At 36.1% G+C, this 13,044-nt stretch carries 13 protein-coding genes; 10 read left to right on the forward strand and 3 right to left on the reverse strand.

What is annotated here, in order from left to right; genetic code table 11:
* The first annotated feature begins 12 nt into the window (after positions 1-12).
* The 3 genes from ftsA to KO02_RS04440 all read left to right on the forward strand — a co-directional run bounded on the left by ftsA (position 13) and on the right by KO02_RS04440 (position 4,530).
* Positions 13-1,377, forward strand: a complete 1,365-nt coding sequence (gene ftsA / locus KO02_RS04430) for a cell division protein FtsA (RefSeq protein WP_038696165.1) — start codon at positions 13-15, stop codon at positions 1,375-1,377.
* A gap of 140 nt (positions 1,378-1,517) precedes the next feature.
* Complete coding sequence (gene ftsZ, locus KO02_RS04435; protein WP_038696167.1) at positions 1,518-3,200, forward strand: cell division protein FtsZ; 1,683 nt, start codon at positions 1,518-1,520, stop codon at positions 3,198-3,200.
* Between the two features lie 199 nt (positions 3,201-3,399).
* Positions 3,400-4,530, forward strand: a complete 1,131-nt coding sequence (locus KO02_RS04440; RefSeq protein WP_235212347.1) for a sugar phosphate isomerase/epimerase family protein — start codon at positions 3,400-3,402, stop codon at positions 4,528-4,530.
* A gap of 25 nt (positions 4,531-4,555) precedes the next feature.
* Here the strand turns inward: KO02_RS04440 and KO02_RS04445 are convergent, their stop codons facing one another.
* Positions 4,556-5,197, reverse strand: coding sequence for a response regulator transcription factor (locus KO02_RS04445; RefSeq protein WP_038696176.1), 642 nt, complete (start codon positions 5,195-5,197; stop codon positions 4,556-4,558).
* 284 nt (positions 5,198-5,481) lie between these two features.
* Here KO02_RS04445 and KO02_RS04450 point away from each other — a divergent pair, with 284 nt between their 5' ends.
* The 6 genes from KO02_RS04450 (at position 5,482) to tsaB (ending at position 9,001) form a co-directional block, all read left to right on the forward strand.
* Positions 5,482-6,657 carry an IS4 family transposase gene (locus tag KO02_RS04450; protein WP_038694773.1) on the forward strand — a complete coding sequence of 392 codons (1,176 nt, stop codon included), beginning with the start codon at positions 5,482-5,484 and terminating at the stop codon, positions 6,655-6,657.
* A gap of 157 nt (positions 6,658-6,814) precedes the next feature.
* A complete protein-coding gene (gene mscL, locus KO02_RS04455) occupies positions 6,815-7,222 on the forward strand; it encodes a large-conductance mechanosensitive channel protein MscL (RefSeq protein ID WP_038696178.1) in 408 nt (135 codons plus the stop codon).
* A gap of 187 nt (positions 7,223-7,409) precedes the next feature.
* A complete protein-coding gene (gene rpmH / locus KO02_RS23170; protein ID WP_045753170.1) occupies positions 7,410-7,568 on the forward strand; it encodes a 50S ribosomal protein L34 in 159 nt (52 codons plus the stop codon).
* Between the two features lie 67 nt (positions 7,569-7,635).
* Positions 7,636-8,073 (forward strand): ribonuclease P protein component, encoded by a 438-nt coding sequence (locus KO02_RS04460; protein WP_038696180.1) that lies wholly within the window; start codon positions 7,636-7,638, stop codon positions 8,071-8,073.
* The gene (gene yidD, locus KO02_RS23175) at positions 8,024-8,278 is read left to right on the forward strand and encodes a membrane protein insertion efficiency factor YidD (RefSeq protein WP_081918303.1); all 255 of its coding nucleotides are present in this window, start codon (positions 8,024-8,026) and stop codon (positions 8,276-8,278) included. Before KO02_RS04460 ends, yidD begins: the two co-directional genes overlap by 50 nt.
* A 15-nt stretch (positions 8,279-8,293) precedes the next feature.
* Entirely contained in the window at positions 8,294-9,001 is a 708-nt protein-coding gene (gene tsaB, locus KO02_RS04465; protein WP_038696182.1) for a tRNA (adenosine(37)-N6)-threonylcarbamoyltransferase complex dimerization subunit type 1 TsaB, read from the forward strand.
* Here the strand turns inward: tsaB and KO02_RS04470 are convergent.
* Together KO02_RS04470 and KO02_RS04475 are read right to left on the reverse strand one after the other, a co-directional pair.
* Entirely contained in the window at positions 8,996-9,898 is a 903-nt protein-coding gene (locus KO02_RS04470) for a CorA family divalent cation transporter (protein ID WP_038696184.1), read from the reverse strand. The genes tsaB and KO02_RS04470 overlap by 6 nt on opposite strands.
* A gap of 113 nt (positions 9,899-10,011) precedes the next feature.
* Positions 10,012-10,623 carry an OmpH family outer membrane protein gene (locus tag KO02_RS04475; protein ID WP_038696186.1) on the reverse strand — a complete coding sequence of 204 codons (612 nt, stop codon included), beginning with the start codon at positions 10,621-10,623 and terminating at the stop codon, positions 10,012-10,014.
* Positions 10,624-10,816: 193 nt separating this feature from the next.
* Between KO02_RS04475 and gyrB the strand changes: the two genes are divergently transcribed.
* Complete coding sequence (gene gyrB / locus KO02_RS04480) at positions 10,817-12,775, forward strand: DNA topoisomerase (ATP-hydrolyzing) subunit B (protein WP_038696188.1); 1,959 nt, start codon at positions 10,817-10,819, stop codon at positions 12,773-12,775.
* Positions 12,776-13,044 lie beyond the last annotated feature (269 nt).

Here is a 13,044-nt window from a genome sequence, read left to right on the forward strand (position 1 = left end):
ATACAGAATATTATGAACCCAAAATCAGCAGAAATTGAAAGAGAGAACCCGATTATTGTCGGACTCGATATTGGCACGACCAAGATTTGTGTTACGGTCGGAAGACGTAGCGGTGCAAATAAAATAGAACTTTTAGGCGTTGGTAAGGCAGATTCGGCAGGAGTAAGTCGAGGTGTAGTTGCCAATATTCAGAAAACAGTTAGCAGCATTCTTGAAGCGGTTGAAATAGCCGAAAATCAATCGAATGTTGATATCAAAGTTGTGAATGTTGGTATTGCTGGTCAACATATTAAAAGTATCCAACATCGTGGTATTTTTACCAAGACTGATAGCGATGATGAAGTGACAAGAAAAGATATTGAACGTCTCATTTCAGATATGTATAAATTAGTGTTGCCTCCGGGAGAAGAAATTATCCATGTGTTGCCTCAGGAGTTTACCATAGACAATGAGCCTGGTATCCGAGAACCTATTGGTATGGCTGGTCGTCGTATTGAGGCGAATTTCCATATTATTTCGGGTCGTGTTACGGATATCCGTAACATAAAAAGATGTATTGATAATTCAAATTTAGAAGTTTCAGAATTGATTCTTGAACCTTTGGCATCATCTGAAGCTGTATTAGATGATGACGAAAAAAATGCTGGTGTTGTTTTAGTTGATATTGGTGGAGGTACTACAGATGTGGCTATTTTCCATGAGGGAATAATCCGTCATACTGCTGTTATTCCTTTGGGTGGGAATATCGTAACAGAGGATATTCGCCAAGGTTGTTCTGTATTAAGAAGTCAAGCGGAGTTGTTAAAAACACGCTTTGGTTCTGCACTTGCTGATGAAAATAAAGAAAATGAAGTTATTTGTGTTCCCGGGCTAAAGGGTCGTGAACCAAAGGAGATATCGGTTAAAAATCTAGCTTATATCATACAGGCACGCATGGAAGAAATCATCGAGCATGTCTATTATGAAATCAAATCTTCGGGTTATGAAAATAAATTAATCGGAGGTATCGTTATTACTGGTGGTGGTGCACAGTTGAAACATTTAGTGCAACTCGTTGAATACATAACGGGTATCGATTGCCGTATAGGTTTTCCTAATGAATACCTAGCAAAAAATGAAGTTTTACCAAAACCTTTGTACGAGGAATTGAAGAGTCCATTGTATGCAACGAGTATAGGCTTGTTGATGAAGGGTATTCAAGCGCACGAGGATGAGGTAGAAAGCCGTCGCACACCTAAGGTTGTAAAGAAAGATGTTGAGTCCGTCAAAGAGGTCGGTGAGCAGCAACAAAAGGAACACGGTTTATTGACCTGGTTCAAGAAATTAATGAAAGATGGCAACGAAATTGATGATGCCACTTTCTTAGATAAAAAATAGTTTTCAACATAAAATGTTTTTTTCCACATTTTAAACAATTGTGGAAAAAAATTGTTGAAAATATGTTATTATTACATTACGAATATTGAGTTTAAGTGAGGTTTGTACTGAGTTCATTATGAGTTAAATAGGGATAAGTTATGTCGATACAGTTTGAAATGTTAAAAGAACAATCATCAATAATTAAGGTTATTGGGGTTGGTGGTGGTGGCGGTAATGCCGTTAACCACATGTATAAGCAAGGAATTAGTGGAGTAGATTTCATCGTGTGTAATACCGATGCTCAAGCTTTGGAATTAAGTCCGATACCTAATAAAGTTCAGTTGGGTATGAGTTTGACAGAAGGTATGGGTGCAGGTGCAGATCCTGATGTTGGTGAAAATTCAGCTATCGAGAGTATTGATGATATCAAACGTATGTTGGGTACGAATACGAAGATGCTTTTTATCACCGCAGGTATGGGAGGTGGAACAGGTACTGGAGCAAGTCCGGTATTAGCGAAAGCTGCTAAGGAATTGGGCATTTTGACTGTAGCTATAATTACTACTCCTTTTACTTTCGAAGGTAAGCGCCGACGCTCTCAAGCGGAGGAAGGCTTGGCCGAATTGCGGAAATATGTTGATTCTTATTTGGTTATTTCTAATGACCGTCTAAGAGAAATATTTGGCAATCTCACCATGACAGCAGCTTTTGCAAAAGCTGATGACATTTTGACAACAGCTGCTAAAGGTATAGCTGAGATTATAACAATCCCTGGTTATGTGAATGTCGATTTTAAGGATGTGCGTACAGTTATGAATGATAGTGGCGTAGCCATTATGGGTAATGCTGTCGCTGAAGGTGAAGATCGTGCGATTAAAGCTGTAGAAGGAGCTTTGGCTTCTCCATTATTGAAAGATAATGAAATTGAAGGTGCTCGCTATATCTTATTGAATATTACTTCAGGTTTAAAAGAAGTAACGATGGATGAAGTGGCAATTGTGACGGATTATATTCAGGAGAAAGCTGGACTTTCAGCTGATTTGATTTGGGGTAATTGTATCGATGAAAATTTCGGTGAAGAATTATCAGTAACAATTATTGCTACAGGTTTTCAAACTTCTGAAGAAAGAGATATTGAACGTGAAAATACAAAGGTTACTTTGCCCTTGACAGCTGCAGAACAAGTGGCATCTTTCATTAAACCGGTGAATCAGTTTGTGCAAAAAGAGGTATCAAATACTCCTTTAGTGAATCCTGTCCAAACCAATACAGAAAACGTATCAGCTCCTAATACGACGAATGATTTATTTTCAACACCTAAGAATGTTGTTCAACAAGTCGCTGTTGAAGAAAATACAATTATACGTCATGAATTAAATTTTGAGGAAGTGATTGAAGAAGAGACTTCTGCTCAACATAAGGGCAATGATTTCCAATTAAAAACGTCACCTTCTGTATTTCAATTTCAGATGCCAACTGTTTTTGATGATTTTTCAACAAATTCAGTTTCTCCACAAGAAGATCAAAATAGCAACTTTTCAGCCTCTGTCAATAATAGAGCTGAAATCGAGCAGGTAGAAGAAGAACAAGTTTCATTTGAGGATCAATTGGTTCGTACAAAAGAACGTATCTTGAGATTAAAGGAATTAAGTATGAAGTTGAAGTCTTCAAACGGACTTCAAGAATTAGAAAATGAGCCTGCTTATAAAAGAAAGCAGATGTCATTGGATGATACTCCGCACTCTTCACAATCTCAAGTTTCACGATTTACGTTGTCTTTCGAAGACGGAAATACGGAGATTAGACCAAATAACTCTTTTCTACATGACAATGTAGATTAGTTTATTTTAAGATAAATAATATGAAAGCTATCTCTTATGAGATGGCTTTTTTTTGTACCTTTAAATTTGTACCCTTTATATAGAATTGCATAATATTTATGAAATATCCATGTAGCAGAAGCTGTCGAATGCGGAGGAATGTACTATGGGTATTTCATATGATCGATAAAAAACAAGTAGTATACATATGAATAGCAAAATGAATAATCCAATATGGGTAATGAGTTCGGCATTTGACAAGCTGGATTTACCGCAATTAATCGATAAGACAAAACAAGTAGGCGCTTCGGGTATTGACTTGTGTGTGTTTAGAAAAGATGGAACACGGCAGGATCATACTGCGACTCACCTGAATTATGAAGGGTTTACTCTTGAGGATGCAAAACATACCATTGATATTTTCAATCAGGCAAAACTGCATCTATCTTTAGGTGCATTTGAGAATATGATTGGTGGAGAGGAGAGTGAGCGTGTGAAAAATCAAAACCATTTATTGAAGTTGATTCGTATTGCCCATTTATTAGGAGGTGATGCTAATAATGTTAAGGTAGGAACTTTTGTAGGGTATAATCATGATCTTGGAAATCAAATTGATGGGTTTCAGAAAAATCTCGATGAGTATAAACGTGTTTTTGCTCCAATTATAAAATATGCGGAAGATCTGGGAGTAACTGTGTTGTATGAGAACTGTCCAATGGAAGGCTGGAGGTCATCACGATATAGCAGTACTTATAATAATTTACCTGCAGTATTGGCTGCGCGAAAATTAATGTACGAAGTGATACCAAGTAAGGCTCATGGTGAGATTTATGATCCATCACATGATGTTTGGCAGAATACCGACCCTGTAGCTGTGATAAATGCCATGGACATCAATAGGCTACACCGTATTCACATTAAGACTACACGCAATCTAAGTACACAGGCACGTGTAGATTGGGGAGGGATGTATCCAATGCAACATGTGGATACCGAACTTGCTAGGAGGGCTAATATTGCTATACCAGCACATGATTGGGACAGACATCATTATGAAGCAATGCTTCCTGGTTTTGGTGGTTCGGATAGCATGGATTGGAGAGCGTTTGTAGATACGCTTCAAAGTAAAAAGTTTTCGGGTGTATTTGAAATCGAAAACGAAGCTAAGAATTCAAAAGATACAGGTGTTATGTCAGCGATATTACAAGGTTTTACCACCTGTGTTAATTACTTTGCGCCCATGCTTTGGGATTTGGATGAAAAGAATGGATATGCTTATAAAGCGGAATCGGATTTGTCATTTACTACTGATAAAGATATTCCTGTGATGACTATCGATCAATTGAGATAGTGAATTTTAGAATTCACTTTGTCAGCTAATTGGCAGAGTGAATTCTAAATATTTCTATAAGTTCTGGAATATTGGATACATTTAACTTGTCGAAGATTCTACTTTTGTAGGTACTTACTGTTGAGGGGCTCAAGTCCAAAGTTGTCGACACTTCGATAATTCCATATCCTTGAATTAAGTATTTAGCAACATCAACTTCTCTATTTGAAAGCCTCGAAAGCGGGCTCAACGTATTCATCTTCGCCTTACTTTGTGTCAATTTTTTAACGTAAAGATCTTTTACTTCGTTTGACATATATTTACCTCTTTCCTGTATCGTTAAAATGGCATTGTTTAATTCAGCCATAGCAGTGCTTTTATTGACAAACCCAGCAGCACCAGCTTCTATATAGCGTAAGGCGTAAAGCGATTCGTCATAAGAAGAGAATATTAGAATTTTGATGTTAGGCTGCATTTCGAGAATTTCTTTCACGACGCTAATATTGTTGCCACCTGGCATATTGATATCTAGCAAAAGCAAATCGAAATCTTCTTCATTAAGCAACTGTATGACCTCTTTGTAGTCTTGTGCCTGTGTAATGGCGCACTCGGGTATACTCTCTTTTATAATGACAGATGCTCCTAATCGAACAATACTATGGTCGTCGGCAATTAATATTTTTTTCATGATAAATATTTAGTAAATATTATTTTGCAAATTTGTTGTTTAAAAATAAATAAAAATATTGGGTTACGGGTTGTAAAATTTGTGTAAATATAGTCAAAGATTAGTTCTCTCCTGTTTATTTTATTTCTTTGCACTTTGTGTTTTAATCAGATTGGCGATAAGGTAATACAAATTGCTATATTTTTATATTGATTTTCAGTAGCGTCCTAAACGTTGAAAAAAGTGGCGGTGTTTTGCTATAGCAAAGTTGCTATATTTAAATCGTCAAATTTTAACACACCGCCATGGTAAATTTAAACGTTTTTAGTCAGATTTTATCACTTATCGACCGCGAATTATTCAAGGTTTTGGTTGCTAAGCACAAGAGTGACAAACATTGTAAAGGGATCAACAGCTGGACGCATCTTGCTAGCATGTTGTTTTGCCATTTTTCTTCTGCAGATTCAGTTCGTGATATCAGTAATGGCTTACGTAGTACGACTGGTAATTTGAACCATTTAGGTGTTGGTAGAGCACCCAGCAAGTCCAATATTTCCTATATCAACAAGCACCGCACCCATGAACTCTTTAAAGATCTGTACTTTTCGCTATTAGATAAGCTATGGCAAAAGGATACCCATTTGCGCAAAGATCTAACGCAATTAAAGCGCAAGGTTTATCTGATGGATGCCAGTATCATCCCTTTATGTTTATCTGTATTTGACTGGGCTAAATTTAGAAGCACCAAAGGTGCTGTAAAACTGCACACTGTGCTGGATTATGATGGATGTCTTCCTGTTTTCATGCAGATTACAGACGGGAAAGTTCATGAAAGCCAGCGTGCGGGTAGCTATAGTTTTTCCAAAGGAAGCGTTGTAGTGGTGGATAGAGGTTATGTGGATTACAACTGGCTCGGGGATTTGGACAGCAGAGGTTGTTATTTTGTTACCAGGAGTAAAACTAACATGAAGTACAACGTTATCAAGTCATACCAGAGTGAAGCACTCCTTGAAAAGGGAATCATTAAAGATGAGATCATTGAGCTTTCTGGTCCATCAGCAGATAGATACAACTCTAAACCATTACGCTTGATTCACTTTTGGGACAGCAGCACAGACAACCAGTACCACTTTCTGACAAATAATATCCAATGGAAGGCATCACTAGTAGCTAACATTTATAAACAGCGATGGCAGATCGAGATTTTCTTCAAGCATCTGAAGCAACGCTTAAAAATATCATCTTTTGTGGGTACTTCTGAAAATGCGGTCATGATCCAAATATGGACTTCGTTGATTGGAATATTACTGCTCAAATACCTTCAGAAGAAGGCTAAATACGATTGGAATCTGTCTAACTTGGTCGGGTTTATCAGGATGAATATATTCGTGAAAATAAATATATGGCAATGGATAGATGATCCTTTTATCAGGCCACCAGTTAAGGGTAAAAATGGACAGCTACAGATATTCTCAGACTAAAAAATAGGGTCAAAATTGAAATTATCTAAAAATAGATACTGTTTCAAGGGAAACACGCGCCTAAAATTTATTTAGGACGGAAGTGATTGATTTTATTGAAATAACCTTATATTTAGGTAGATTATTACGATAATTGCAAAATTAAACAATTTATTTTATGGGATTTTTGAAAGAGTTTAAAGAATTTGCTATGCGCGGTAGCGTAGTTGATTTGGCAGTCGGTGTTGTTATCGGCGGTGCATTTGGAAAAATTGTAACATCGTTGGTAGACGATATTATTATGCCTCCGATAGGATTTTTAACGGGCGGTGTTGATTTTTCGCAAATTAAGTACGTCCTTAAAGCAGCAGACGAAGTTGCAAAAAAGCCTGAAGTAGCGATTAATTTAGGGAATTTCATTAACGTTGTGATTCAATTTCTTATTGTTGCACTTTGTATTTTTATGGTGATAAAAGCCTTGAATTCGATGAAACGTAAAGAGGAAAAGGCTCCAGAAGCGGTAGTTCCTCCAACAAAAGAAGAAACACTTTTAACAGAAATCAGAGATTTACTTAAGAATAAGTAAGCGAATATCGTTGTACGATAAACAGATAAAGAATCTAGACTCTTTATCTGTTTTTTTATGGAATATTCCAATTTTTTAGAGAAGTTGTAATAATTGTTTGTAATTCTCTAAAAAATATTTTACTTTTGCATTCCTCTTTAGGGAGTATTATTAATAGAATCAAAAATAATTTAGCATATTAAGCGTCATGAAAAGAACATTTCAGCCATCGCAAAGAAAAAGAAGAAACAAGCACGGATTCAGAGATCGCATGAGTTCTGCAAATGGTAGAAGAATTTTAGCTTCTCGTAGAGCAAAGGGTAGAAAACGCCTTACAGTTTCTGACGAAGGTCGTCACAAAGGTTAATATTTTTTGCGTAGCTGGTGGCCAGGAGGCTCGTGTAATAACATGGCCGACTTTTCAGTCATCGATTATGATTAAAAATACATTTAAGAAAGAAGAACGTTTATGTAGTGTCAAGTTGATTGATACATTGTTTCATAAAGGTTCTTCTTTTGTTTGTTATCCCTATCGTGTTGTCTTTTATTCTCCAAAAGATGATAACCACCTTGTTTTAGAAAATACAGCATCACAAGTCATCATATCGGTTTCTAAGAGGCGCTTTAAAAGAGCTGTTGATCGCAATTTGATGAAACGACGTATGAGGGAGTGTTTTCGCTTGCAAAAAAACGTAGGTTTGACACCGTTTTTACAACAACATCACTTACCTTTGTTATTCACGATACAATATGTAGGTAAGGGCAAGTTAGCCTATGACTTTTTATATAGTCATATGGAAAAAGCGTTGATAAAGTTAAAGAATGAATGTTCTAAATTATATTTGGCAAAAGATAATCAAGCAGATTTTTAGTCTGTTATTTTTAGCGATTATTAGGATTTATCAAATTTTTATCTCTCCTTTTTTGGGAGCAAATTGTCGTTATACACCAACCTGTTCCCAATATGGCTATCAGGCTATTCAGAAGCATGGTCCTTTTAGAGGAGGCTGGTTAACCCTTAAACGTATTCTGAGTTGTAATCCCTGGGGTGGGCATGGTCATGATCCTGTTCCTTAATATCTTTACTATCATATGCATACTTATATTTTACAAATCGAGACCTCTACTTCTGTATGTTCAGTAGCTTTAGTTGAATCAGGCAAAATCTGTCAACACGAAAGTGTGGATGAACCTAATGTTCATGCAACTAAGCTCACAATCCTCATACAGGCTTTGCTAGATCGTCAAAATATAGGTTTCACGGAATTAGATGCCATTGCCGTGAGTATGGGGCCCGGCTCTTACACTGGCCTGAGGATTGGTGTTTCTACAGCTAAAGGACTTTGTTATGCTTTGGATATTCCCTTAATAGCGGTAAATACCTTATATGGAATTTACGCTGGATTTCTTGCTCATCATGCTAATGCTCAGGAATACGATCTTTATATCCCGATGCTAGATGCCAGAAGGATGGAAGTCTACTGTACTGCATTTAACAAAGAAGGATTGGTCGTTACAGCGACACAGGCACTGATTGTAGATGAAGCTAGTATGGATCACTATTTGGCTAAATATCCTCGCATATGCCTATTCGGGCCGGGTGCAGATAAACTAGAAGCCACTTTCAAGGCAGCGAAGGGTGTAGAGGTCATTACAGGGGTTCAGACCAATGCCGTTGATATAAGTCAAATAGCTTTCGATCGATATCAAGCTAAGGAATTTGAAGATGTCGCCTACTTTGAACCTTATTATTTAAAGGATTTTGTTGCCACTACTCCAAAGAAAAGACCGGTCTTATAACCACCCTTTTCTTTTGAACCAATAATAAATTGCAATACAAATTCCGAGCATTATTCCTATTGCAACAGGGTACCCATAATACCATTCCAATTCTGGCATGTTTTTAAAGTTCATACCGTATATGCCAGCAACAAATGTGATTGGCATGAAAAAAACAGAGAAAATGGTCAGAATACGCATAATCTCATTGGTATGGTTAGAAGAGATATTAAAGTAGATATTTAATAGTTGACTCGTATTTTCCGAAAGATTATCATAAAGGGTATTCGTTCGTAAATATAGATCTTTTAGATCGCGACTGTAGACATCTCTTTTTTGGCTCGCATGAAAGTGTTCTACTATTTCTTTGTAAAGGATAATCACTTTTCGAACGACATCAATCTGTCTTTTAATAAAATAAACATGCTTGAGAACTAACTTTTTTTGACGCGTTAGAAAGACACCTTCCTCGTACTCATCTAATTTAGTCGAGATTTTAGGTAGTATCTTTTCAAAGGTTCCGAGTGCTGCCATACTTAAATAATTAGCCAAGTGTTTACTATCTTTTAATTTAGCAGATTTAAAATCCAGCAGTTTCATCTTATGTATGAATTCTACATTTTTTTTATGAAGCGTAATGACGAAGTCTGAACCATAAAAAATAGTCAACCGGTCGGTAATTTCACCAATATTGTCGGAATTATCTTTAAATGTAGAAGAGACCATACGTAATATGATGAAGGTGTAATTATCAAACTCTTCTATTTTTGGTAAATGTTCGGGTTCTAACGAGTCTTTAATCGATGCTTGATTGAGATTATACTTTTCTTTTAAGATCTCTAAATCCGCAATACTGGGTTCGAATACATCAATCCATTCGTAACTAGCCTGCTCTTTACTTATTATTGTGGATATCATAGGTTACATTAGATTTAGATGTTAATATACCGAACACAATTTCAAATTGCAAATCGTTAATAAATAAAGAAAGCCGCTAATCAGCGGCTTTCTTTATTGACATTTTTATAACCTTATTTTTTTTCTTTTTTATACTCTTCATTTAATTGTTTTACCACCTCATTGGTGATTTCCAATTTCGAATCCGCGTATAAAACAGTTGGGTTTGTTTTTGAATAGGTTAAAACAAGTGTATAACCATTGTCGCTAGCATGTTTTTTCAAAAATTCAGTTATCTTATTATAGACATTGTTAAATTCTGAAGACTCATCTTGTGCTAATGAAGAAGAAGCATTTTGATCCAGACGGCTTAACTCATCTTGTTTACGTGCTAATTTCTCTTCTGTTGCTTGTCTTTCATTGGCACTCATATTTGGTGCTTTTTGTTGATAATCTGCAACTTCACGTTGGAAAGCTTGGCTTTTACCTTGTAAATCTGCTTGAGCCTTCTTAACCTTTGCTTCTAATTTCGTTCTGATATCTTTGAAGTATTCATATTTTTGAGATAATGAATCAGAATTGATATAGACAATTTTTTCAGCTTTTGTTGAAGCTTCTTCTGTTAATGCAGCATCTTTTGTCGAGGTAGTACTTGGAGTTTTTGATGCTTGATTACAGGAAACAGCAGCCACAGAAATAGCTAGACCTAAGGTTACTTTTGATAAAGTTGAAAATATATTACTCATTGTTTATTTAGATTACACGTTTATTATAAGAACAAACCTACTATAAAAAAATTACATTTTAGTTTTGAGATTGCTAAAATATAAAAAAAATATGGAATAATAGTGTGGTTATATTGGCTGATAGTACTGATACTTGACTTGTTAAAGTGGTTAAAATTTCGTATTTTTGATTACAAGTATTTAATTATTTTCAATGAGCGAAGAAAACAAAAATGCATCATCCTATTCAGCCGATAATATCCAAGTTTTAGAGGGATTAGAGGCTGTACGTAAACGCCCTTCCATGTATATTGGAGACACTGGGGTTAAAGGTTTGCACCATTTGGTCTATGAGGTAGTCGATAACTCTATCGATGAAGCCGTTGCAGGTTATTGTACAGATATTTTTGTCACTATCCATACAGACAATTCTATTTCTGTAAAAGATAACGGACGTGGTATTCCAACAGGTATCAATAAAAAAGAAAATAGATCCGCACTGGAGATTGTAATGACTGTATTACACGCCGGTGGTAAATTTGATAAAGATACTTATAAAGTATCAGGTGGTCTTCACGGTGTGGGGGTTTCTTGTGTAAACGCTTTATCAGCGCATTTATCTGCAGTGATCCATCGTGATGGTAAGGTATTTCAGCAAGAATACGAAAAAGGGAAACCTTTATATACGGTAAAAGAAATTGGTGAATCAGATATAACAGGAACTATTGTTACTTTTAGACCTGACCAAGAGATTTTCACAACTACCACTATTTATAATTATGATACCCTAGCAAGTCGACTTCGCGAGCTGTCTTTCTTGAATAAGGGACTTAAATTATCTTTAGTAGATGAAAGAGAAACCTTAGAAGATGGTACTTTACGTCAAGACGTATTTTTATCTGAAGGCGGTTTACAAGAGTTTGTACAGTTTTTAGATAGCAATCGTCATCCGATAATACCACATCCAATTTATGTGGAAGGTATTAAACAAGGTATTCCTGTAGAATTAGCGTTGCAATATAACGAGACTTATACAGAGAATGTACATTCGTACGTGAATAACATCAATACCATTGAAGGTGGTTCTCACGTTGCTGGTTTTCGTCGTGGTTTGACACGTACCTTAAAAGCGTATGCTGATAAGTCTGGCTTATTGAAAAATTTGAAGATTGAAATAACTGGAGATGATTTCCGAGAGGGTTTGACTGCGGTGATTTCGGTTAAGGTAGCAGAACCTCAGTTTGAGGGGCAAACCAAAACAAAATTAGGTAACTCAGAAGTAATGGGTGCTGTTGATATCGCTGTGGGTGAAATTTTAAATATTTATTTGGAAGAAAACCCTAGAGAAGCAAAAGCAATTGTACAAAAAGTTGTTATCGCTGCTCAAGCTCGTGCTGCTGCTCGTAAAGCGCGCGATTTAGTACAACGAAAAACAGTAATGGGTGGTTCTGGTTTACCAGGAAAATTGGCTGATTGTCAAGATAATGACCCTACTAAATGTGAGATTTATTTCGTCGAGGGAGATTCAGCTGGTGGTACAGCAAAATCTGGTCGTGACCGAAAATATCAAGCGATTATGCCGCTACGTGGTAAAATCCTAAACGTAGAAAAGGCAATGGAACATAAAATCTATGAAAATGAAGAGATCAAAAATATGTTTACTGCCCTGGGTGTTAGTTTGGGTACTGCGGATGATCCCAAAGCTTTAAATTTAGATAAATTACGCTATCATCGCATCATTATTATGACCGATGCGGACGTAGATGGTTCTCACATTACGACTCTTATCCTAACATTTTATTTTAGGTATATGAAAGAGTTGATTGAGAAGGGGTATATCTACATCGCAACGCCACCTTTATATTTAGTGAAAAAAGGTAAGGAATTTCAATATGCTTGGAACGAAGACCAACGCTTAAATGCTATTCAGCAATTAAAGGGTGGAGGTAAAGAAGATAGTGTACATGTACAGCGCTATAAAGGTCTTGGAGAAATGAACGCAGAACAACTATGGGATACAACTATGAATCCTGAGACGCGTACATTACGTCAAGTAACGATAGAAAATGCTGCTGAATGTGATCGTATATTCTCAATGCTAATGGGCGATGAAGTTGCTCCACGTCGTGAGTTTATTGAACGAAATGCACGTTATGCTAAGATAGATATCTAAAAGTTTTTATTTCATAAACTTTATAAAGGTCTAACTACGATGGTAGTTAGACCTTTTTTTGTTCTTTATTTTTTGCTTAAAATTTGAAATAATATTTTGTGAAATTTGGAGATTACAAGTAACTTATAGTTTACGATTATATGTTTCCTTTAAAACCAGCCCTTTTTTATAAGATAAAGGGATAGGTTGATGGAGTAGATGCTATACCAATTATAAGATAAAACCTTACTGATTATAAGTTCATTTCTGGTTTTTTAACGATTTGACTC

The organism is Sphingobacterium sp. ML3W, from assembly GCF_000747525.1.
Classification (GTDB): domain Bacteria; phylum Bacteroidota; class Bacteroidia; order Sphingobacteriales; family Sphingobacteriaceae; genus Sphingobacterium.

Bases quoted from the DNA above. Each gene is read 5' to 3' on its own strand.
- ftsA (WP_038696165.1), top strand. From the start codon at position 13: ATGAACCCAAAATCAGCAGAAATTGAAAGAGAGAACCCGATTATTGTC.
- ftsZ (WP_038696167.1), top strand. From the start codon at position 1,518: ATGTCGATACAGTTTGAAATGTTAAAAGAACAATCATCAATAATTAAG.
- KO02_RS04440 (WP_235212347.1), top strand. From the start codon at position 3,400: ATGAATAATCCAATATGGGTAATGAGTTCGGCATTTGACAAGCTGGAT.
- KO02_RS04445 (WP_038696176.1), bottom strand. From the start codon at position 5,197: ATGAAAAAAATATTAATTGCCGACGACCATAGTATTGTTCGATTAGGA.
- KO02_RS04450 (WP_038694773.1), top strand. From the start codon at position 5,482: ATGGTAAATTTAAACGTTTTTAGTCAGATTTTATCACTTATCGACCGC.
- mscL (WP_038696178.1), top strand. From the start codon at position 6,815: ATGGGATTTTTGAAAGAGTTTAAAGAATTTGCTATGCGCGGTAGCGTA.
- rpmH (WP_045753170.1), top strand. From the start codon at position 7,410: ATGAAAAGAACATTTCAGCCATCGCAAAGAAAAAGAAGAAACAAGCAC.
- KO02_RS04460 (WP_038696180.1), top strand. From the start codon at position 7,636: ATGATTAAAAATACATTTAAGAAAGAAGAACGTTTATGTAGTGTCAAG.
- yidD (WP_081918303.1), top strand. From the start codon at position 8,024: ATGAATGTTCTAAATTATATTTGGCAAAAGATAATCAAGCAGATTTTT.
- tsaB (WP_038696182.1), top strand. From the start codon at position 8,294: ATGCATACTTATATTTTACAAATCGAGACCTCTACTTCTGTATGTTCA.
- KO02_RS04470 (WP_038696184.1), bottom strand. From the start codon at position 9,898: ATGATATCCACAATAATAAGTAAAGAGCAGGCTAGTTACGAATGGATT.
- KO02_RS04475 (WP_038696186.1), bottom strand. From the start codon at position 10,623: ATGAGTAATATATTTTCAACTTTATCAAAAGTAACCTTAGGTCTAGCT.
- gyrB (WP_038696188.1), top strand. From the start codon at position 10,817: ATGAGCGAAGAAAACAAAAATGCATCATCCTATTCAGCCGATAATATC.